The 20,838-nt window shown below is 63.9% G+C and carries 20 protein-coding genes and 1 tRNA gene; 12 read left to right on the forward strand and 9 right to left on the reverse strand.

The features are described from left to right. Positions 1-103: 103 nt before the first annotated feature. Positions 104-1,051, reverse strand: coding sequence for a sugar ABC transporter permease (locus IH615_RS02740; RefSeq protein ID WP_291359616.1), 948 nt, complete (start codon positions 1,049-1,051; stop codon positions 104-106). Positions 1,052-1,054: 3 nt separating this feature from the next. Continuing rightward, on the reverse strand, positions 1,055-2,344 hold the full coding sequence (locus IH615_RS02745) for an extracellular solute-binding protein (protein WP_291359617.1): 1,290 nt from the start codon (positions 2,342-2,344) through the stop codon (positions 1,055-1,057). A gap of 438 nt (positions 2,345-2,782) precedes the next feature. Here IH615_RS02745 and IH615_RS02750 point away from each other — a divergent pair, with 438 nt between their 5' ends. After that, positions 2,783-3,706, forward strand: a complete 924-nt coding sequence (locus tag IH615_RS02750; RefSeq protein ID WP_291359618.1) for a LysR family transcriptional regulator — start codon at positions 2,783-2,785, stop codon at positions 3,704-3,706. Positions 3,707-3,740: 34 nt separating this feature from the next. Here IH615_RS02750 and IH615_RS02755 read toward each other — a convergent pair whose 3' ends face one another. Continuing rightward, positions 3,741-4,403 carry a TetR/AcrR family transcriptional regulator gene (locus IH615_RS02755; protein ID WP_291359619.1) on the reverse strand — a complete coding sequence of 221 codons (663 nt, stop codon included), beginning with the start codon at positions 4,401-4,403 and terminating at the stop codon, positions 3,741-3,743. 193 nt (positions 4,404-4,596) lie between these two features. Here IH615_RS02755 and IH615_RS02760 point away from each other — a divergent pair, with 193 nt between their 5' ends. The 3 genes from IH615_RS02760 (at position 4,597) to IH615_RS02770 (ending at position 8,050) form a co-directional block, all read left to right on the forward strand. Next, positions 4,597-5,748 (forward strand): Gfo/Idh/MocA family oxidoreductase, encoded by a 1,152-nt coding sequence (locus IH615_RS02760; RefSeq protein WP_291359620.1) that lies wholly within the window; start codon positions 4,597-4,599, stop codon positions 5,746-5,748. 162 nt (positions 5,749-5,910) lie between these two features. Continuing rightward, positions 5,911-7,080: a dihydrodipicolinate synthase family protein gene (locus IH615_RS02765; RefSeq protein WP_291359621.1), complete on the forward strand. Its 1,170-nt coding sequence runs from the start codon at positions 5,911-5,913 to the stop codon at positions 7,078-7,080. Positions 7,081-7,222: 142 nt separating this feature from the next. Next, a complete protein-coding gene (locus tag IH615_RS02770) occupies positions 7,223-8,050 on the forward strand; it encodes a sugar phosphate isomerase/epimerase family protein (RefSeq protein WP_291359622.1) in 828 nt (275 codons plus the stop codon). Between the two features lie 62 nt (positions 8,051-8,112). Here IH615_RS02770 and IH615_RS02775 read toward each other — a convergent pair whose 3' ends face one another. From IH615_RS02775 to IH615_RS02785, 3 genes are all read right to left on the reverse strand, one after another. Continuing rightward, on the reverse strand, positions 8,113-8,508 hold the full coding sequence (locus IH615_RS02775; RefSeq protein ID WP_291359623.1) for a hypothetical protein: 396 nt from the start codon (positions 8,506-8,508) through the stop codon (positions 8,113-8,115). A gap of 107 nt (positions 8,509-8,615) precedes the next feature. Next, positions 8,616-9,809, reverse strand: a complete 1,194-nt coding sequence (locus IH615_RS02780) for a TRAM domain-containing protein (protein WP_291359624.1) — start codon at positions 9,807-9,809, stop codon at positions 8,616-8,618. Positions 9,810-9,904: 95 nt separating this feature from the next. Further along, complete coding sequence (locus IH615_RS02785; RefSeq protein ID WP_291359625.1) at positions 9,905-12,820, reverse strand: FAD-binding and (Fe-S)-binding domain-containing protein; 2,916 nt, start codon at positions 12,818-12,820, stop codon at positions 9,905-9,907. A 14-nt stretch (positions 12,821-12,834) separates the two neighbouring features. On the opposite strand from IH615_RS02785, the gene IH615_RS02790 reads away from it, so the two are divergent. Both IH615_RS02790 and IH615_RS02795 read left to right on the forward strand, forming a co-directional pair. Further along, a complete protein-coding gene (locus IH615_RS02790) occupies positions 12,835-13,758 on the forward strand; it encodes a helix-turn-helix transcriptional regulator (RefSeq protein ID WP_291359626.1) in 924 nt (307 codons plus the stop codon). Between the two features lie 27 nt (positions 13,759-13,785). Beyond that, positions 13,786-14,187, forward strand: coding sequence for a DUF1761 domain-containing protein (locus IH615_RS02795; RefSeq protein ID WP_291359627.1), 402 nt, complete (start codon positions 13,786-13,788; stop codon positions 14,185-14,187). Between the two features lie 33 nt (positions 14,188-14,220). Here the strand turns inward: IH615_RS02795 and IH615_RS02800 are convergent, their stop codons facing one another. Together IH615_RS02800 and IH615_RS02805 are read right to left on the reverse strand one after the other, a co-directional pair. Next, complete coding sequence (locus IH615_RS02800; protein WP_366484679.1) at positions 14,221-14,958, reverse strand: PadR family transcriptional regulator; 738 nt, start codon at positions 14,956-14,958, stop codon at positions 14,221-14,223. 333 nt (positions 14,959-15,291) lie between these two features. Further along, positions 15,292-16,278, reverse strand: coding sequence for a complex I NDUFA9 subunit family protein (locus IH615_RS02805; RefSeq protein ID WP_291359628.1), 987 nt, complete (start codon positions 16,276-16,278; stop codon positions 15,292-15,294). A gap of 136 nt (positions 16,279-16,414) precedes the next feature. On the opposite strand from IH615_RS02805, the gene IH615_RS02810 reads away from it, so the two are divergent. The 5 genes from IH615_RS02810 to IH615_RS02830 all read left to right on the forward strand — a co-directional run bounded on the left by IH615_RS02810 (position 16,415) and on the right by IH615_RS02830 (position 19,737). Then, positions 16,415-16,777 (forward strand): GFA family protein, encoded by a 363-nt coding sequence (locus IH615_RS02810; RefSeq protein WP_291359629.1) that lies wholly within the window; start codon positions 16,415-16,417, stop codon positions 16,775-16,777. Positions 16,778-16,835: 58 nt separating this feature from the next. After that, positions 16,836-16,920, forward strand: a tRNA-Leu gene (locus IH615_RS02815). 264 nt (positions 16,921-17,184) lie between these two features. After that, entirely contained in the window at positions 17,185-18,441 is a 1,257-nt protein-coding gene (gene metK / locus IH615_RS02820) for a methionine adenosyltransferase (RefSeq protein WP_291359630.1), read from the forward strand. A 68-nt stretch (positions 18,442-18,509) separates the two neighbouring features. Beyond that, positions 18,510-19,220 (forward strand): tRNA (guanosine(46)-N7)-methyltransferase TrmB, encoded by a 711-nt coding sequence (trmB, locus tag IH615_RS02825; RefSeq protein WP_291359631.1) that lies wholly within the window; start codon positions 18,510-18,512, stop codon positions 19,218-19,220. A 130-nt stretch (positions 19,221-19,350) separates the two neighbouring features. Then, positions 19,351-19,737, forward strand: a complete 387-nt coding sequence (locus IH615_RS02830; protein ID WP_291359632.1) for a helix-turn-helix domain-containing protein — start codon at positions 19,351-19,353, stop codon at positions 19,735-19,737. Positions 19,738-19,781: 44 nt separating this feature from the next. Here IH615_RS02830 and IH615_RS02835 read toward each other — a convergent pair whose 3' ends face one another. Further along, positions 19,782-20,054: a hypothetical protein gene (locus IH615_RS02835; RefSeq protein WP_291359633.1), complete on the reverse strand. Its 273-nt coding sequence runs from the start codon at positions 20,052-20,054 to the stop codon at positions 19,782-19,784. Between the two features lie 448 nt (positions 20,055-20,502). Here IH615_RS02835 and IH615_RS02840 point away from each other — a divergent pair, with 448 nt between their 5' ends. Then, positions 20,503-20,748 carry a hypothetical protein gene (locus tag IH615_RS02840; protein WP_291359634.1) on the forward strand — a complete coding sequence of 82 codons (246 nt, stop codon included), beginning with the start codon at positions 20,503-20,505 and terminating at the stop codon, positions 20,746-20,748. Positions 20,749-20,838: the final 90 nt, after the last annotated feature.

The following is a 20,838-nucleotide window of genomic DNA, read 5'->3' on the forward strand; positions in this document are numbered from 1 at the left end:
CAGCACCGAGGCACTGAGCAGTGCCACGTGGATGAGGATCGAGGTCAGGCGCTTGCGGCCGGGGGCCGGCGCGCCGGTGACGACCGTCAGCTTGGCGGGACCATCACTCATCGTAGTGCACCCAGTATTTGCTGGTCAGGAACGAGAAGGCGGTGAAGATGCCGACCAGCGCCAGCAGCACCCAGGCCAGTGCCGAAGCATAGCCCATGCGGAAGAAGCCGAAGGCTTCCTGGTAGAGGTAGAGCGTGTAGAACAGCGTCGAGTTGATCGGATTGCCGGTGCCACCCGAGATAATGAAGGCCGGCGTGAAGCTCTTGAAGGCCTCGATGGTCTGGATGATGGCATTGAAGAACACCACCGGCGTCAACAGGGGCAGGGTGATCTTGACGAATTGCCGCCACTTGCTGGCGCCATCGAGACTGGCCGCTTCATACATGTCCTGCGGAATCTGCCGGAGGCCGGCCAGGAAAATGATCATCGGCGAGCCGAACTGCCAGATCGAGAGAATGATCAGCGTCCACAGCGAGGTTTTGGGATTGGAAATCCAGCTTGGCCCCTCAATGCCAAACACCAGCAGCAGCTTGTTGACGAGACCGTCACCGGCAAAGATTTGGCGCCACAGGATGGCGATGGCCACCGATGCGCCGAGCAGGCTGGGCAGGTAGAACAGCGCCCGATACATCGGCAGGCCCTTGATGCCGCGATTGAGCAACATGGCCACGGCCAGGGCGAAGGCGAGCTTGAGCGGCACGGAGAAGACGACAAAGAACATGGTCACCCGCATCGACGCCCAGAATTTGGGATCGTTGGTGAACATGCGCATGTAGTTGTTGGCACCCACCCAGTCGGGCGAGGTCAACAGGTCGAAATCGGTGAAGCTCAGATAGAGCGAGGTGATCATCGGGCCGATGGTCAGGCCGAGAAAGCCGATGAGCCATGGCAGGAGAAACAGGTATCCCGGGGCATCATTCTGCCAGATCCGGGACCAGAGTGAAGGTGTGGCCGCGCGCTCCCTTGCGGAAGCGCCCGATTGAAGAGAGCGCGCGGTCATGGCTTAGGCTCGGCTGAGGATATCGTTGGCACCGGCGATCAGGTCGCGGGCGCCCTCTTCTGGCGTCTTGGCGCCGAAACCGACTTCCTGACCGATCGTGCGGATCAGCGAGGCGTCAATTTCACCGGCAGAGGCTGGCGGCGGCGGCGGCAGAGCCCCGAGCAGGTCGCCCAGGTTGGCCACGAAGTTCAGGGCCACCTGGCTCTGCTCATCGAGCGTGGGCGCAACGACTTCACGGGTCGATGGCAGGCAGGGAATGCCGCGCTCGACGCCGAGCACCTTGGCGGCTTCCGGATCGGAGATGAAGAAGTTGAGGAAGTCGGCAGCGGCTTCCTTGTTGGCAGACGAGCCACCGACCGAGAAGAACATCGAGGGCTTGCGGTAGTGCCCACCACCGACGCCGGCCGCGACGCGCGGAAAGCCGACCATGCCAAGCTTGTCCTGCACCAGCGTCTGGAACGCGACGAGCTGGTTGGAGTTGGACTGCAGCATGGCGGATTTGCCGAGCACCAGCATGGTGGTTTCGAGCGGACCGGTATCGATGGCCTGATCTTCGGCCGAAACGCAGACACCGGCGTCACGCAGCTTGTTCCACATCGTGTACCATTCGATCGCATCGGCCTCGTCGAAGGCCAGCTTGCCATCGGCGGTATAGAGGTCCTTGCCGCGCTGGCGCAGCCAGTTCTGCAGCATGGGCTCGGAATAGGAGCCGTCGCCGATAGCCTTCATGCCGCCGCGGATGTTGGCGGCCTTGAAGGCCTCACCGATTTCCATCAGCGTATCGAAGGTCCAGTCATTGGTCGGCGGGGTAACGCCGGCCTCCTCGAAGGCAGTGGTGTTGACCAGCATGGCCACCGAATTGGCACCGAGCGAAATGCCGTAGAGTTTGCCATCGACCTTGCCGCCGTCGAGCTGGTCCTGGTCGAAGGTCGACAGGTCGAGCACGCCGCCGACGAATTCGTCGAGCGGAGCGATGGCGTTGCGCTTGGCGTATTCGACGATATAGCGATAGTCCATCTGGATGATGTCGGGGGCGTTGCCGCCGGCCGTCTGGGTCGCCAGCTTGGGCCAGTAGTCGTTCCAGGCGAGGAATTCACCCTCGATGGCGGTACCCTTGGCTGCGGTATAGAGGTCGGTCACGGCATAGGTGCGGTCGGCACGGGCCTGGCCGCCCCAGAAAGTGAGACGCAGGCTGGCGGCCTGGGCCCAGCTGGGCATCACGCCGGCGGCGCCGGCGGCGACGAGCGCGGAGCTGCCCATCAGGAACTTGCGGCGATCGATACGGATAGTCATCAGGTTTTCCTCCCTTGAAACTGGAAGTGATCCGCAGCTTCCCGCCGCTAAATCACTAATCGGTTACTTCTCTGTGACGGAGAGGCTGTTGTCACCAACGCTGCCCGTCGCGCTTTTTGCCCGGCTCTCCTCACGCAAAATGCACAAATAACCGACTGGTTACGACATAGCACACAGTTTTGCGGCAAGGCAATCACTTGTATGGAAGATGCCCGGACGCATCGAATTCCTCTTACCGGCCTGCGGGCATGCCTGCAGCTTTCTGCCTGTTTTCCTGTATTTTGTGCGGCACCGCCTTGCAGCGTGTCGCCCTCCCAAATGCCGTTTCGCCGGCTCGTTCTTGTCTTATTGTCCGCACAGTGGCGCAGTCTCGACCAAAAGAAAAATACGAAATATCCTGTCCGGTATAGATTTCTTCTATGATCGGAGATGGCGCAGGTGGACAAGCTTCTCAACCAATTCCTGGCAGTGGCCGAGGCCGGCACGATCACCGCGGCGGCGACGGCCCTGTTCGTGACCCAGCCGACGCTCACCTTCAACATGCGCAAGCTGGAGGAGACCATGGGCGTGCCGCTGCTGATCCGCACGCCGCGCGGCGTGGAGCTCACCGAATATGGCGAGACGCTGTACCAGAACGGGCGGCTGATGCGCCGGCTCTACGACAATACGCTCAACGCCATCGCCCACCAGCGCGGCCGCACCGAGCAGGGGCTGCGCATCGGCTCGGGCTATTCGTGGTGGACGCTCTTCATCCGCGACATGGTGCTGGACTATTCGCGCACCTACCCCAATGCGCGCATTCATGTGAGCCTAGGCAACCAGCTGCGCTGCATGGACCAGCTGCTGAGCGGGGATATCTCGCTGTTCGTGGCCCATGAAATCGAGGGCCTGAGTCGCAGCACCGGGGCGCGGCTGATCCCGCTGACGCGGGTGGGGCAAAAGTACTTCGTGCGCGAAGGCCACACCCTGCTCAGCCGGCCGCGGTCGATTGCCGAGATCGAGGCCTATCCCGCCGTGACCAGTTCACTGCCCGAAATCCGCCACCAGCGCTTCTTCGAGGCGTGGAGCCGGACGACGACGGGCAGCGCGCCGTTCGATCAGGGCAAATATGTCTTTGCCTCCAACTCGCTGGCGGCGTGCCTCGACTATGTCGAGCGCAGCGACGCTGTCATCAGCCATACCGAGGTGATGGCCGACGAATTCGTCCGTCGCGGCCTGCGCCAGATCGAGGTGACCGAAGCAACGCCCCGGAGCCTGATCGGCATCTATGTGTTGCAGGAGCGCGCCGAGGAGCCTCGCGTCGCCGAACTCATCGAGAACCTGCGCGAAGCGGCCGCCACGGTGCTGCCGCCGCTGGAGTGAGGGGCAGCCTACGCTCGGAGCATACCCCTCGCGTCTACGCCGGCTTGGTGCGGAGATAGTCGAGTACCATCTGCACGGCCTGGGCCTCGCGTTCCTGCACCATGTCGATGCCGGAGAGGTCGCGGGCGAAGATCACCGACAGGGTGGCCATGTTGGAGACGTAGAAGAAGCCCAAAGCGGCGATCGAGATATAGAGCTGCACCGGATCGACATCGCGGCGGAAGATACCCAGTTCCGCGCCGCGCTCGACGATGGTGGTAATCTGTCCCACCAGCGGGGAATGCAGCGCCAGGATATCGGGCAAGGTCTTGAGGAAACGGGCGTTTTCGAGGTTCTCCGTATTGAGCAGGCGCGGAAACCAGGGATTGGCCAGGAAGTGGCGGAAGGTGAACCGCACCAGCCGGTCCATGGCGTCGACCGGGCCATATTGGTCAAGGCTGAGAGCCCGCTCGCCCCGCCTGATCTCCTGATAGGCGTCGAGGAGCACCGCGCGGTAGAGGTCCTCCTTGTTGCCGAAATAGTGGTAGAGCAGCCGCTTGTTGGCACCGGCCAGGGCGGCAATGGCGTCGACGCGCGCGCCCTCGAAACCCCGCTCGGCAAATTCGGCCCGCCCGGCGACGAGGATTGCCGCCTTGGTCTTTTCCGAGTTCCGCGCGCGCTTTACCGGCGCTGCCTTTTCCGCAGGTCGCTGATCCATGGCCCCTCGTTGCGAACGGGTCAGTTACCCGCGCATATCGCCGTAACCAGATAACAGCGCCGGGGAGCCGGGTAAAGGCCGATGGTCGCTGCGGGTTGCAGCATGAGCGCTACGGAGACTTGACGCCACCGTCCCATCAAGTGTAGCTAAGTAACTAATCAGTTACACGCGCAAGGCGATTTGGGAGGCTTTAATGGCGGATAGACGGCTCGGACTCATCATGCACGGCGTCACAGGGCGCATGGGCTACAACCAGCACCTGGTGCGCTCGATCCTGGCGATCAGAGACCAGGGCGGCGTGATGCTCAGCAATGGCGACCGTCTCGTGGTCGATCCCATCATTGTCGGCCGCGACGCCGACAAGATCGAGCGGCTGGCGAAAAAGCACGACATCAAGCGTTGGAGCTCGGACCTCAACGCCGCGCTGGCCAATCCTGAAGACACGGTGTTCTTCGATGCCGGCACCACGCTGATGCGCGCCAGCCTGATCGAGAAGGCCCTGGCCGCCGGCAAGCATGTCTATTGCGAAAAGCCGACATCTGACTCGCTCGAGATCGCCGTGAACCTCGCCAAAACCGCCCGCGCCTCGGGCCTCAAGCATGGCGTGGTGCAGGACAAGCTGTTCCTGCCCGGTCTGATGAAGCTGAAAATGCTGCGCGACTCCGGGTTTTTCGGCGACATTCTCTCGGTGCGCGGCGAGTTCGGCTATTGGGTGTTCGAGGGCGACTGGCAGCCGGCGCAGCGCCCGAGCTGGAACTATCGCAAGGCCGATGGCGGCGGCATCATTCTCGATATGCTGTGCCACTGGCGCTATGTGCTCGACAATCTCTTCGGCGAGGTCAAGGCCGTCTCGTGCCTGGGCGCCACCCATATCCCCGAGCGCGTCGACGAGAAGGGCAACCGCTACAAGGCCGATACGGACGATGCGGCCTATGCCACGTTCGAACTTGAAGGCGGCGTGATCGCCCAGATCAATTCGAGCTGGACCACCCGCGTCCGCCGCGACGATCTCGTCACCTTCCATGTCGATGGCACGCATGGCTCGGCCGTGGCGGGCCTCCACAAATGCTGGAGCCAGCATCGCGTCAACACACCCAAGCCGGTGTGGAACCCCGACCAGCCGCAGACCATGGACTTCTTCGGCGACTGGGAAGAGGTGCCGGACAACTGGCCGGCCCAGAACGGCTTCAAGGCGCAGTGGGAAATGTTCCTCAAGCATGTCGCCGAGGATGCGCCCTGGCCCTATGGCCTCGAAGCCGGCGCCAAGGGCGTGCAACTGGCCGAGTTGGGGTTGAAGTCCTGGGCCGAACGCCGCTGGCTCGACGTGCCGAAGCTGGAATTCTGACACACGTCGTGGGGGCCAAGGCCCCCTCACCCGGCCCGTTGGGCCGACCTCTCCCCCAAAGGGAGAGGTGTCGCAAGACCAGCCACAGTGACCTCTTCACCTCTCCCTTTGGGGGGAGGTCGGCGCGCAGCGCCGGGTGAGGGGACCTTTCGGAGCCCGAACATGACCAGTATCAACCTGCCCAATGCCGACCGTTCCATCAGCAGCTACACGCTGACGGGCGAGCCAATTCCCTTCGTCAAGTTCAAGGCGAGCGAATTCAATCGCATCGCCTATGCGGCCGCCCATGTCGTGGCCGATCCGCTGGCCAGCAACGACCCCTGGCTTACCCCTGCCATCGATTGGGACACCACCCTCAAATTCCGCCATCGTCTCTGGGATCTGGGGCTCGGTGTCGCCGAGGCCATGGATACCGCCCAGCGCGGCATGGGTCTGGGCTGGCCCGAAGCGCAGGAGCTGATCCGCCGCGCCCAGGCCGAAGCGCGGACCCGCGACGACAGCCTCATCGCCTATGGCGCCGGCACCGATCACCTGATGCCCGGGCCCGATGTCAGCATCGACCAGATCATCGCCGCCTATGAAGAGCAGGTCGGCTTCGTCGAGGCCGAGGGTGGCCGCGTCATCCTGATGGCGAGCCGCGCGCTGGCGGCTGCGGCAAAGTCACCGGACGATTATGCGCGCGTCTATGGCCGCATCCTCAGCCAGGTCAAACAGCCGGTCATCATGCATTGGCTGGGCGAGATGTTCGATCCGGCCCTTTCGGGCTATTGGGGCAATGTCGACCACGACGCGGCCATGGATGTCTGCCTCGACGTCATCGCCGCCAATGCAGCCAAGGTCGACGGCATCAAGATTTCGCTGCTGTCGGCCGAAAAGGAAATCGCCATGCGCCGGCGGCTCCCCGCCTCGGTCAAGATGTATACCGGCGACGACTTCAACTATGCCGAACTCATTGCCGGCGACGATCAGAGCTATTCCCACGCTTTGCTCGGAATATTCGATGCCATCGCCCCCGCTGCCTCGGCGGGCCTCGCCGCGCTGGGCAAGGGCAATAGCAGCGAATTCTACGACCTGCTCGAACCCACCGTGCCGCTGAGCCGCCATATCTTCGCGGCGCCGACGCGGTTCTACAAGACGGGCGTGGTGTTCCTCGCCTATCTCAACGGACTGCAGGACCATTTCAGCATGATCGGCGGCCAGCAATCGACCCGCTCGCTGCAGCATCTGGCTGAGCTGTTCCGCCTCGCCGACAAGGCGCGCGTCTTGGCTGATCCCGATCTGGCGGCGAGCCGCATGAAGGCGGTGCTGGCCGTGCACGGGGTGGTGGCATGACCATGGTTCCCAGCCCCACGACGTCATTCCCGCGCAGGCGGGAATCCATTCTTTCTTCAACCGGAGACCATCAACGGGTGGATTCCCGCCTGCGCGGGAATGACGTTGAGGATTGTTCGACATTTGGTGGGGAAACAGAACAATGAGCGCCGACACCGTCATCTCGCTGAACCTCGCCACCACGCGCCAGGTCTGGGGCTTTGCCGAGGCCGTGGATGGGTGCCTGCGATCAGGCATCACCGCCATTTCGCCCTGGCGCGACCAGATCGCCGCCATTGGGCTCGATGAAGCGGCGCGCATCGTGCGCGACAACAAGATCCGGGTTACGGGCGTCTGCCGCGGCGGCATGTTCCCCGCCGAGACCGCCGCCGGCCGCCAAGCCAATATCGACGACAACCTGCGCGCCATCGATGAAGCCGCGGCGCTCAATGCCGATTGCCTGGTGCTGGTGGTGGGTGGCTTGCCCGGCTCAAGCAAGGATATTGCCGGCGCGCGGCAGATGGTCAGCGACGGCATTGCCGCCATGCTGCCCCATGCCAGGGCCAGCGGCATCAAGATCGCCATCGAGCCGCTGCATCCGATGTATGCGGCCGACCGGGCCTGTGTGAACACGATCGACCAGGCGCTCGATATCTGCGAAACGCTGGGCGAAACCGTCGGCGTCGCCATCGACGTCTATCACGTCTGGTGGGACCCCTATCTCGCGCGGGCGATTGCCCGTGCCGGGCGGATGAAGCGCATTTTCGCCCACCATATCTGCGACTGGCTGGTGCCGACCAAGGACATGCTGCTCGATCGCGGCATGATGGGCGACGGGGTGATCGACCTCAAGGGCATCCGGAATATGATCGAGGACGCCGGCTTCCACGGTCCGCAGGAAGTGGAAATCTTCAGCCAGGACAATTGGTGGAAGCGACCGGGCGACGAGGTCCTGGCCGTGATCAAGGAGCGGGTCGCCACGGTGTGCTGACCGCAAAAGCGCGACAAGAAAAACCCCCGGAGCAAGCTCCGGGGGTTTTTCCATCTTGGGCCTTAGGCGCGGCTATAAGCCAGCGTCTGGCAGAGGATTGCCGCGCGGCAACCCTGGATTTCGATCGTATCTTCGCTCACCTGGGTAACGGTGGCTTCGGCGCTGATGCCGCCGGCCGTCAGCGAGCCCTTCCATTCCCCGGGCGCGACCTGCTCGGCCTGCATCACCTTCTTGCCGACAAAGGCCAGATTTTCCGGGGTGGCCGAAGCGCCCTCGAGGTTGGTCAGCACACCGCACAGGTCGGTATTGTCCTCGCCGCACAGCGAGAATTCAAACGACGTGCCGAATTCGTCAACGAAGGTGCCGTTGGGCAGAGCCGCCGCGTCCTGGGCCAGAGTCGGCAGAGCAGCGGCAACGCAAAGGGCACCGATAGCAAAAGTGGTCTTCAAAAAGTGCATGGTTCTATCTCCATGCGACACGCCGCCCCACGCAGTCGCGATCAAGGTTGGTTGATGGTTAGCTAACGCGGCCTTGTCACTTCGGTTGCGCGCTGTTGAGATCACGTTTAGCGGCCAAATGTGGCAGCAATCTCGACATGGGCCGACTGGGCGAACTGGTCGACTGCGACAATTGCGCCCATGTTGTAGCCACCTGCCACCAGAATGGCCGCATCGCGGGCAAAGGTCCTGGGATCGCAAGCCACCATGACCACGGTCCTGACCCTGGACTTGGCCAGCTCCCTGACCTGCGCCTCGGCGCCCGCGCGGGGTGGGTCGAGCACCACCGCCTCATAGTCGAGTTCGAACTGGGTCAGCGGATCGCGGAACAGGTCGCGGGCCCTGGCGGTGATTTCGCGCAGCCCTTTGGTGAACCGTCGCGCCTTGTCCAGGGCGGCAATGCCCGGTTTGTCGCTGTCGAAGGCGGTGACCGGGCGCTGTTCGGCCAGCCGCAGGGCAAAGGGTCCGACGCCGCAGAACAGGTCGGCCACCGATTTGGCCTTGCCCACGGCATTGACCACATAATCGGCCAGCGCCTGTTCGGCGGCCTCGGTGGCCTGGAGGAAGCTGCCGATCGGCAATTCCACCCGCGCCTTGCCCATTTCGACGATGGGCGGCTGCGCCTGCAGCACCATTTCGCCATTGAGGGCCAGCCGCGCCAGCTTGAAGCGGCCGACCAGCGGCGCGACGCGATCGGTCCGGGCCTGCTTTTTCTCGGTGCGGATGGCAACATCGAGGCCCGATAGCGTGGCGGTGAAGCTCACATCGGCCTCGCCGACCGCCTGCATCACCGCCCGGGCAATATCGGGGGCGCGGGCCAGCCCGGGCACCAGGATGGGGCAGGTATCGAGGTCATGCACCTGGTGGCTGCGCAGCCGCATATAGCCGGCGCCTTCGCGGCGCGCATGCAGAGTGGCGCGGCGCCGGCCATTGCCGGATGCGTCGATGAAACTGACAACCTTCTGTTCGATGCCGGCAAAGCGCAGCGGCGTTTCCACCAGCCCGATCTTGAAGGCCTCGTAGTCGGGCCGAGCCAGATGCTGGAGCTGGCAGCCACCACAGGCGCCGAAATGCGGGCAGAATGGCTCGATGCGGTTGGGGGCCGGGGTGATGACGCCCAGCAGGGTGCCGCGGTCGCCGTCGATCGATATCTCGACGGTTTCGCCCGGCAGCGCCAGCGGCACGAAGACCTTGCGGCCGTCGATCTCGGCAACCCCCTCGCCCTTGTGGCCGAGGCTGGTGATAGTGGTGGTGGTTGTCATCGGGGTCCGGGCTTGCTGAAGCGGGTTCAGTAGCCTGTCCCATCAAGGATGCCAACCTTCCCCCTCTCCCTGCAGGAGAGGGGGAAGAGGCGACATTAGCGCGTCGCCCATTCCAGCAGGCTTGCCAGGCCCACGAACGGCACGCCGGCATGTTCGCTGAGACCCGAGGCGCAGGTGCTGACCGTCGAGACGCCGAGCGTGCAGCCGGCAGGAATGTCGGCCTTGGCGAAGCGGGTCGCGTGGGCGTTGAGCTCGGGGAAGAACAGGCCCTTGTCGCCGGCATAGCCGCAGCAGGTGACCGAGCTGAGCACCGCAATCTCGTCGGCGCAGGCGCGGGCAATGGCCTCGGTCATGGGCTGTTCGGCCAGCCGCTGGGCCGAGCAGTTGTGATGCACGGCCACGACGGGGAGCTTGCGGGTAATGGTCAGGCGCGGCAGCAGCTGGCTGAGCAGGAACTGGCTGGAATCGAGCACGGGGGCATCGCCGGGGAATTCGCGCAGGTGCTTGGCGCAGGTGGAGGCGTCGGTGACGACACTGAGCCGGCCGGCATCCGACAGCGCCGAGAGCTCGCGCTTGAGCGCCCCGCCGACTTCGGCCGCCTGTTCGGGGAAACCCTTGGACTGGAAGGGCTGGCCGCAGCATTGGCCATTGAGATGCTCGGGCATGATGACGTCGAAGCCGGCCCGCGTCAGGAGCGCCAGCATGGCATCGGGCACGGCGAGCAGATCGTGCTCCGTCCTGGGTGCCCCGAACATGCGGGTGGCGCAGCTGGGGAAATAGACGATGGATGGACGACCGGTCTGGGCGATGGGCACGGGAAAGCCGGTCTGGCGGGGATCCTGCCGGTCGGGTGCTGCTTTGAGTGATCCCGGCCCGTGATGCAGGGCTCGGGACAGGCGGGGAACGCGCCTGCCCGTCAGGCGGCGTGCCGAATCGGTGATGGCCTCCATGGCCGGGGCTGGGATCACGGTGCGGGCCATGTCGGCCAGGGCCACGCCGCCACGCATCATGGATTCGACCGCGCCGCGATGATCGGCGGCAAAGCCCGCCACGGCGCGCGCCGTGCCGCTACGTCTTTGCGCGCGCTGGCCGATAATCATCGTCCCTGTCTCGATGCCGACCGGGCAGCGCAGCGAGCAGAGATTGCAGGCGGCGCAGGTATCGAGGCCGGCATATTGAAAGTCCTCGTCCAGGCGCTTGAGCCGTGCCGGATCTTCGCCACTGCGCCGCAGCCGTTCCCGCTCGCGGGTGACGGCGATGCGCTGGCGCGGCGACAGGGTCATCTGGTGGCTGGGACAGGCCGGCTCGCAGAAGCCGCATTCGATGCAGAGATCGACCAGCTCATCGGCCAGCGGCATGACCTTGAGATGCTTGATGTGGATCTTGTCGTCGGGATTGAGCAGCACGCCCGGATTGAGCAGGTTTTCCGGATCGAACAGCTGCTTGATCCGCCACATCAGGCCATAGGCCTTGCTGCCCCATTCGGCTTCGACAAAGGGCGCGATGGCGCGGCCGGTGCCGTGCTCGGCCTTGAGCGAGCCGCCATATTGCACCGAGACCAGTTGCGACAGATCATGCGAGAAGCGATCGAACTTTTCCGCCGATCCGGGCTGGGCGAAGTCGTCGCTCATCTGGAAATGCAGGTTTCCCGCCAGCGCGTGACCAAAGATGATGGCATCTTCATAGCCGTGGTCGTCGAGCAATTGCCGCATGTCGATGACGAAGTCGGCAAGCCGCTCGATCGGGGCCGCCACGTCTTCAGTCAGCATGGACGTGCCCTTGGGTCGGGCCGCGCCGCCCGAGGCGAAGAAGCCCTTGCGGATATCCCAAAGGGCATGGCTGCGCGCTTCATCGGTGGAAAAATCGATATGGGTGGCGCCATGCCGCGCCAGCAGCTCCACCGCCCTGGCGGTTTCGGTGGCCAACGTGGCGGCGTCGGGGGCGGTGACGTCGATCAGCACGGCTGGCGAGTTATCGGTCAGCCAGGGCAGCAGCGGCGCCATGGGCGGCAAATGCTCCACCGTCGCCAGGGCGCGCCGCTCGATATATTCGGCGGCGGTGACGCCCGTCGTGACCTGCACGCCGCCATTGGCCATTTCGATGATGGCGCGGCCGGCCGATTGCGGGTCGGGGAACGGCACCAGCGCCGTGGCCTTGAAGGGATGCTCGGGCACGGTCTTGTAGGTCACCTCGGAAACGAAGCCGAGTGTGCCTTCCGAACCCACCATGAGGTGGATGAGGATATCGAGCGGGTCGTGGTAATCGACCAGGGCATTGAGCGAATAGCCGACCGTATTCTTGATGCGGTACTTTTTCCGGATCAGTGCAACCAGCTCGGCATCGTCCATCACCTCGTGATGGAGCCGGTGCAGGCCCTCGAGCATGGTGCCGTGGCTGTTGCGGAATGCCTCGCGGCTCGCCGCATCGCCCGAATCCAGCATGGTGCCATCGGTCAGCACGAGGCGCAGCCGCGCCATGGTGTGGTAGGTGTTCTGCGCCACGCCGCAGCACATGCCGGACGAATTGTTGTTGACCACGCCACCGATCTTACAGGTGGCCTGGCTGGCCGGATCAGGCCCGATCTTCCGGTTGAAGGGCTTTAGCGCCCTGTTGGCATTAGCCACGATGATCGATGGCCCCAGCGTGATCTGCTCGGCCCCCGGGTGAATGTCGAGCTTGCGCCAGCCATCGCCGAGCACGGCCAGCACGCCATCGGTCACCGCCTGGCCCGAAAGCGAGGTGCCGGCGGCCCGGAAGGTGATCGGCAGCCCCTCGGCGCGGGCTGCCGCCATGACGGCGCGAACCTCGTCCTCGGAATTGATGAAGACCACGACCGCCGGAACCAGCCGGTAGGAGCTGGCGTCGCCGCTCCAGGCATAGGTCATCAGTGGATCGGTATGGATGCGCCCCTGGACCTTGCCCTTGAGCCTGAGGGCGACACGTTCACCGGCCGCCTGGCGGTCAGGCATGGGCTGGTGGAGGGCGGAGGGGGGAAGAGTGGCTTGCTGCATGGCCAAGCACTAACATGTTAGTCCCCGCCTGCGAAGGCCTTGTCAGCGCGTCGCGAGCAGGCTTTGCTGGCCATATGGAAATGGCGCTACACCATCCCGGCCCCCATCTCAGCGACTGTGTCGCTGCCATGGTGCATTTTTCCGGTTTCGTGCCCGACTACCAGCGCGAGAAACTGCTTCCCGATGGCGTGATCGAGATCGTCGTCGATCTCAGTGACCGGCCCAAGCGCCTGTTTCGCGACGAGGCCGGGCCCGAGGGCGACGATTTCCGCAAGGCCTGGATTTCGGGCGTTCATGGCAGACCGATCATCGTCGAGGCGCAGCCGATGGCCGAGATGCTGGTCATCAGCTTTACGCCGGGCGGCGCCTGGCCCTTTATCGGCACAACGGCCAGCGCGCTGGCTGACGGGGTATTCGAACTCGACGCGGTGCTGGGTTCTGCAGCAGCCAGCCTGCGCGACCGGCTGCTGGCGGGCCTTAGCCCAAGGGAGAAATTTGCGCTGGCCGAGAGCTGGCTGCTCGAACGCAGCGGCGGCCCGGTGCGCCGCGACCCGCTGATCGCACACCTCACCAGCCGGATCAGCACCGGCGGGCTGCCGATCCGCGCGCTGGTGGAGGAAACCGGCCGCTCCGAACGCGCTATCCAGCTCCTCGCCCAGCGTTGGCTCGGCACCAGCCTCAAGCACTATGCCCGCATGCGCCGCTTCCAGCGGGTGATCGGCAGCATGGCGGCCGGCGCGCCGCCCGATTGGTCAGACCTCGCCAGCGCCGAAGGCTATTTCGACCAGTCCCATCTCAGCCACGAATTCGTGGCCTTTGCCGGCATGACCCCCGGGGCCTATGCGACGCGCTATGCCGGCCTCACCGATTTCCTGCCTCTGCTGGTGTCGCCGGCATGCGGAAATCTACAAGACGGCGCCCGGATGCTGCAGGCATGATCGAGCGGCGCAAAGGGAGGGCAAGCGATGCCTGAAGTGAACTGGCTGGCGGTGGTCGCCGCGGCCATATCGATGTTCGTCATCGGGGGAGTCTGGTACTCGCCCGTCCTGTTCGACAAGGCCTGGCGGCGCGCGGGCAATATCAGCGATGCCGACATGGCGCGCGGCAATCCGGCGGTTATTTTCGGCGTGGCCTTCTTGCTGTGCCTGGTGATGGCGGCCAATCTGGCCTTCTTCATCGCCGGGCCGGAAACCACGCTTGGCTTTGCCATCGGTGCCGCCCTTGCCGCCGGCTTGGGATGGGCGGCGCTCAGCGTCGGTGTCATCAGTCTGTTCGAGCGCCGGCCACTCAGCTATGCGCTGATCAATGGCGGCTACCTTACAATAGGCTTTGCCGTGATGGGCCTGATCCTGGGTCTCTGGCGCTGAAAAGGGCGGCGATTGCGCGCCGCCCTTTTTGTTCTAGATATCGACCTCGTCGTCGCCCAGCGCTTCGATCTCGGCAGCGGCGCGCTTGAGGATTTCGGCGACGTGGCGCTGCTGGTCCTCGGAGGCGCGGCGCGCCTTCTTGATGGCGGCCTTGAGGTCGCGACGGGCGTCGTTGAGTTCGGGCACCACATCCTTGAGGTCGCGATCGGCTTCGGGTCCAGCCTGGGGATCCCAGCCATGGCCGCGCGGCGGGCGGTTGCCGAAATCGGGGCCCGGGCCTGCTTCACTGCGCCCGAAGGGCCAGTCAGCCTTGGCGAATTCGCGGAAGCGGTTCATCTGCTCGCCCGCCTTGGCCAGGAAGGACAGGGTGGATTCGATGGCCTCCCGGTTATCGGTGAGATGCGCCCTGCCCTCATCGGTGATGGTATAGAGCTTCTTGTTGCCATCGGCCTGCGAGGTCACGTAGCCGGCTTCCTCAAGGAAGGTCAGCGCCGGATAGACGATGCCGGGGCTCGGCGTATAGAAGCCGGCCGACTTTTCCTCGATGGCCTTGATCAGGTCATAGCCATGGCGTGGCTGCTGCTCGATCAGGTACAGCGCGACAAGGCGCAGGTCGCCGGAAGCGAGCATGCGGCCGATGCGGAAATTGCCGCCCATATTGCCCCAGCCTTCGCCACTCTCGACGCCGGCGGCGAAGCGCCCCCAGCCGCGGCGGGCCATGGCTTCCATGCGGCGCCAATTGGGCTCGCCGTCCTTCCAATATCCACTCATGATGGGTCTCCGATATATCTTTCGTTTCACTGAGACCAAAGATCGGCGTCCATTCTGGCGATTTCAAGATATATCTTACGATTGTTTCTGGCGGGCGACGAAACGCCCGTGGCGCTTTGCTCCCGCACCGACCGCGCGTCACGTCAGGGCCTGACCCGAGGGGGTTGCACTCGCGGAACGATCGTTAAGTGCAGAGCCCTCGGGTCAAGCCCTGATGTGACGGCTGGTGGCGTGGCCGATCGGTGGGCAAATCAACGCGCGGGCGCGCCAAAGAAAATCCCGCCCGGGGTGCCGGACGGGAGGGGATGCACTGCGATTCAATCGGTCGTCGCCCTAAAGGATGGGCGCCGGGGCGTTGTCGCGGTCGAACTGGCCGTGCTTGCGATAGCGATACATGTAGGTGGGCAGGATCGCATCCATCGCCGTGGGTGTGATGCCGAAGGCGGCGAAGGTTCGCTTGTCCTTGATGGCGGCATCGGAAACGACATTGTCGACGCCGAGCAGTTCGACCTGGTCCGCGGTCAGCAGAGGCGGAAAGGGCAGGATGGCGAAAGGCAGGGCCAGCAGCTTGGCCAGGCTCGATGGCAGCGGCAGCATGGGGCGGTTGCGACCGGCTTCGCGCTGGATGCGAACCAGCAGCTGCCTATAGGTCTCGATCTGCGGCCCGCCCAGCTCGTAGATGCGGCCGGACTTGACCTGACCCTCGGCAGCCAGCGCAAAGGCCTCGGCCACGTCGCCGACATAGGCGGGCTGGAACCGCGTATCGCCGCCGATGACGGGCAGCACCGGCAGCATGCGCGCCAGGGCACCCATCAGGTTGAAGAAGCCATCGCCCTGCCCGAACAGCAGCGAGGGCCGCATGATGATGGCATCGGGGAAGGCCTTGAGCACGGCCTCTTCGCCAGCCAGCTTGCTGGCGGCATAGGTGCTGACTTCGGCTGCCTTGTCGACGCCAAGCGCCGACATATGCACCAGCTTCGAGGCGCCGGCGGCCTTGGCAGCGGCGGCAATGTTGGCGGCACCGTCGACATGCACGGCCTCAAAGGTCTGCGCGCCGCGCGAATGGCCGACACCCACCAGGTTGATGACGATATCGGCGCCGGCTACCGCATGGCGCACCGAAGCGGCATTGCGCACATTGGCCTGGATCGGCACGATCTGGCCGACGCTGCCGAACATCCTGGTATGGCCGGCCAGGTCGGGCCGGCGCACGGCGACGCGGATGCGATGGCCGCGCTTGGCCAGTAGTTGCACGATCTGGGTGCCGACAAAGCCCGAACCGCCAAAAATGGTGACGAGTCTGGGTTCAATTCTGTCCATTCTGGGCTCCGGCAACAGGCTTGGTTGGCTCCGCTTCTATCGCATAGCCGCCGCCGCTGTCGAGGGCAGCAAGCCCACAAGGGGCTTGACACCACGCCGCATTTGTTCTTGTTTTGTTCTCCACAAGGAGGCACCAATGCCCGACATGAAGACTTACCATGGCCAATGCCATTGTGGCGCGGTGCGCTACACCGCCACCACGGACCTGAGCTCCCTGGGCGACTGCAACTGCTCGCGCTGCCGGCGGCTGGGCTGGGTCATGCAATCGGTGCCGGCGTCCGACTTCAGGCTGGAGAGCGGCGAGGCCAATCTCAGCGTCTATCACTTCAGCACCGAGACGATCGACCACCTGTTCTGCAAGACCTGCGGCATCGAATCGTTTTCCCGCGGCAGCGACGGCAAAGGCAACGAACTGGTGATGATCAATGTCAATTGCCTGGAACCGCCCGTTCCTGTCGATCGCAACGGCATCAAACACTGGGATGGGGCTAACTGGTGAGGCGCGCACGAATGCCGGTTGACATCGTCAGGCGCTGCCCCTAGTTACACCACCGCTTGCCCAGATGGCGGAATTGGTAGACGCGCACGGTTCAGGTCCGTGTACCGCAAGGTGTGGAGGTTCGAGTCCTCTTCTGGGCACCAAGTTTTGGACCCCGGTCACGACAGATGTCGTGGCCGGGGTTTTTCTTTTTTCCCTCCCCCTCGAGGAAGGGCTTCGGTCCTGTGTTCGCTGCTCGATGCTGCCCACGAGTGTCGCGACACCTCCCCGCCAAGCCATGCTCCAAAAACGCGCTGCGGGCATAAAGCTTTCTTTATATCCCGCTTGACCGGCGGGCCTGCCAATGTCACAAACCTCCCCATAATTGCTCGTTTTGAGCGATTTTCGGCATGTTAAGGGGATTTTGGTTGGCACGGTCTTCCTATCTTTTCACCTCCGAATCGGTCTCGGAGGGTCATCCGGACAAGGTTTGTGACCGGATTTCCGACGAAATCGTCGACCTGGTTTTCCGTGAAGCCAAGAAGACCGGCATGGATCCCGCCCAGGTCCGCATTGCCTGCGAAACGCTCGCCACCACCAACCGGGTGGTGATCGCCGGTGAGGTCCGCGTGCCCGAAACCCTGCTCAAGAAGGGCAAGGACGGCAAGGTGCTGCTCGATGCCGCCGGCCATCCGGTGGTCAATCCATCCAAGTTCAAGTCGGCGGCCCGCAAGGCCATCAAGGCCATCGGCTATGCGCAGCCAGGCTTCAACTGGAAGACCGTCAAGATCGACGTGCTGCTGCATGGCCAGTCGGCCGACATCGCGCAGGGCGTCGACGAAACCGGCAACAAGGATGTGGGCGCGGGCGACCAGGGCATCATGTTCGGCTATGCCAGCCGCGAGACGCCCGAACTGCTGCCGGCGCCGATCTATTATGCGCACAAGATCCTCGAGACGCTGACCACCGCCCGCAAGGCCAATAATGGCCCGGCCGGCAAACTGGGGCCCGATGCCAAGAGCCAGGTCACCGTGCGCTACGAGGATGGCAAGCCGGTCGGCGTCACCCAGATCGTGCTGTCGACCCAGCATCTGGATGAGAACCTGACCTCGGCCGACGTCCGCAAGATTGTCGAGCCCTATATCCGCGAAGCCCTGCCCGAGGGCTGGATCACCAAGGACACGGTCTGGCACGTCAACCCGACCGGCAAGTTCGTGGTGGGTGGTCCCGATGGCGATGCGGGCCTTACCGGCCGCAAGATCATCGTGGATACCTATGGCGGCGCGGCCCCGCATGGCGGCGGCGCCTTTTCGGGCAAGGACCCGACCAAGGTCGACCGCTCGGCCGCCTATGCGGCGCGCTATCTCGCCAAGAACGTGGTTGCGGCCGGTCTCGCCGATCGGGCCACGATCCAGCTCAGCTATGCCATCGGCGTGGCACAGCCGCTGTCGATCTATGTGGACCTGCACGGCACGGGCAAGGTCGAGGAATCGGTGGTGGAAGCCGCGCTGGCCAAGGTGATGGACCTGACCCCGCGCGGCATCCGCACCCATCTCGATCTCAACAAGCCCATCTATGCCCGGACCTCGGCCTATGGCCATTTCGGCCGCAAGCCGGGTCGTGACGGCAGCTTCTCCTGGGAAAAGACCGATCTCGTCGGCGCGCTCAAGGCCGCGGTCAAGTAATTCCCGTTCATCAATCATCGATGCCCGGCCCCTGTTCAAGGGTCCGGGCATTTTGTTATGCAGGCCCCATGACCAAGCCCGATCACCAGCTACCCAAGACCCTGACGGGCGAGCCACGCGCCTTTTTCGGGCGGCGGTCCGGCAAGAAACTGCATGACGGCCAGCAGGCGGTGTTCGATGCCACCCTGCCGGCGCTGGAGATCAAGCTGACGGGTGCTCTCGATCCGCGGACGCTCTTCCCCGAGGCGCAGAAGATCATCATCGAGATCGGCTATGGTGGCGGCGAGCACCTGGCGCTCGAGGCCGGCAGGCATCCTGATACCGGCTATATCGGCTGCGAAGTGTTTACCGGCGGCATCGGCAAGATGGTGCAGACCATTGCCGCGCAGAAGCTGGCCAATATCCGCCTTTATACCGACGACGCGCTCAAGCTGCTGATGCAGCTGCCGGAGGCGTCGATCGACGAGATCTACCTGCTCTATCCCGATCCGTGGCCGAAGACGCGCCATCACAAGCGCCGTTTCGTGTCGCCCACGACGCTGGCGGAACTGGCGCGTGTCATCCGTCCGGGTGGCCAGTTTCATTTCGCCACCGATATCGAGGATTATGCCAACTGGACGCTGGCGCATATCGTGCGCGCGCCGCAGTTTAGCTTCGCGCCCGAAAATCCAGGCGGGTGGCACGAGCCCTATCCCGGCTGGGAGGCTACCCGTTACGAACAGAAAGCGCGCCGCGAAGGGCGCCTGGTCAGCTTTTATTTCAGCTTCATGCGGGTTTAACTGCCCTGGGCAGGAGCGGCTTCGCCGCCCTTGAGAATAGCAGCCATGTCAAAGTTTAATGCCTGGCGGCTCTGGTAGTCGCGCAATCGCGACCCATATCCGAGCCTCGACCAGTATATCGAGGTTCGCCATGGCCAGTCAGTCCGCACCCAATCGTCACGACGTCACCGACGCGTTGCTGGCAAGACCGGGCAAATGGACGCTGACCGTCATCACCATGCTGCGGGTCGAGGCCCGCCGGTTCAACGACCTCAAGCGCGCGGGCGGCATCTCGCAGAAGACACTGACACTGACCCTGCGCGACCTGGAGCGGGACGGATTTGTAACGCGCACCATGTTCGCGACCATTCCGCCGCGGGTGGACTACGAATTGACCGAACTCGGTCGCGAATTGCTGGAGCTGGCCGACAGTGTGCGCGACTTCGCCGAACGCAATGGCGCGCTGGTGCAAGCGGCCCGCGCGCGGTTCGATGCCAGCGGCGGCGAGCCGGCCATCAAGCTGGTGCATTCCAGCTAGGGCACGGGCGCCGCCGGCATACCGGCGGCGCCGTGGGCAGGCGACTAGAGCGTGACCTGCTCAAGCGAACCAGGCGTGAAGAACTGCATGGTCTGGGTACCGTCCTCGAGGGTGACATAGGCGCGGATCAGGCCGCTCCAGTCTTCAACGGAGGTGGCATTGATGCCCTTCTGCTGCAGCTCGGCCAGGATCGAGTTGGCGGTGAATTCGCGCATCTCGGTCGAGGCATTGTCACCGAATACGTCGGCGAAGGCGGGAGCGGCGGCGCCGGCAAAGGCGGCAGTGGCAACCAGGGCGATAATGGTGTTCTTGATCATTTCAGGTGTTCCTTTCGTTTTGAACACCCTGCAGATGATCCTGCCCCAGCCGACCCTCAAGACACGATTTTGCAGAATCTTGCCCTTGAACTCTCCACTTTCGTAGCGACAGTTTTATCAAGGATATCAGGGGGTTCCGGGGAACCCCAGTTTCCTCCAGGCAACTGTGTTCCCTTGCTGTGACGCTCAATATAGGCGGGGGTTTGCGGGTGCTGGGGACCGGTCCAGGCGGCGGCGCCAGCCCTTCAATGGGGGCCGCATTGGCCAAGCGCATCCCCAATCCAAGGGCCAAAGTGGTCCCTCACAATATTTGCCGTTTTCGCGTCGGAAGCCGAAGAATTTTCACTTCTGCCTTTGTCCGCACGGTGCTGATGCTATGGTGGCTGACCTGCGCGCCGCTCTCGAAGGGTTGGTCGCCGATGTGTCGAGCGTCACTTGGGAGACGTGAGTGTCGTATGACCATGCGGACGTCATCTGGACTGTCAGATTAGCCGATGGCGCAAAAGGGCTGGAACTCCTTGCCCGCCACGATGGATTGTTCGAGTTTCGCGAAAGCCTGCAGATTGACTACACTCATCCGATCGATGGCCCGCAGAAAATCTGGGGTCATGGCTATTCATCCGGTCTGTTCGGTACGAGAGAAGAAGCGGAGCGAGAGGCGCGTGCAGTCATCAACTGGCTCGGTGAGGCCTGACACCTTGCGCCGTCAGGCCTTCGGCGCTATATAGGCGCCAACATCTCAGCAAGTTTGCAGAGTGGGAGCCGCCCGGCCCCGCTCTTTTTT

This window comes from Devosia sp. (assembly GCF_014860165.1).
Classification (GTDB): Bacteria; Pseudomonadota; Alphaproteobacteria; order Rhizobiales; family Devosiaceae; genus Devosia.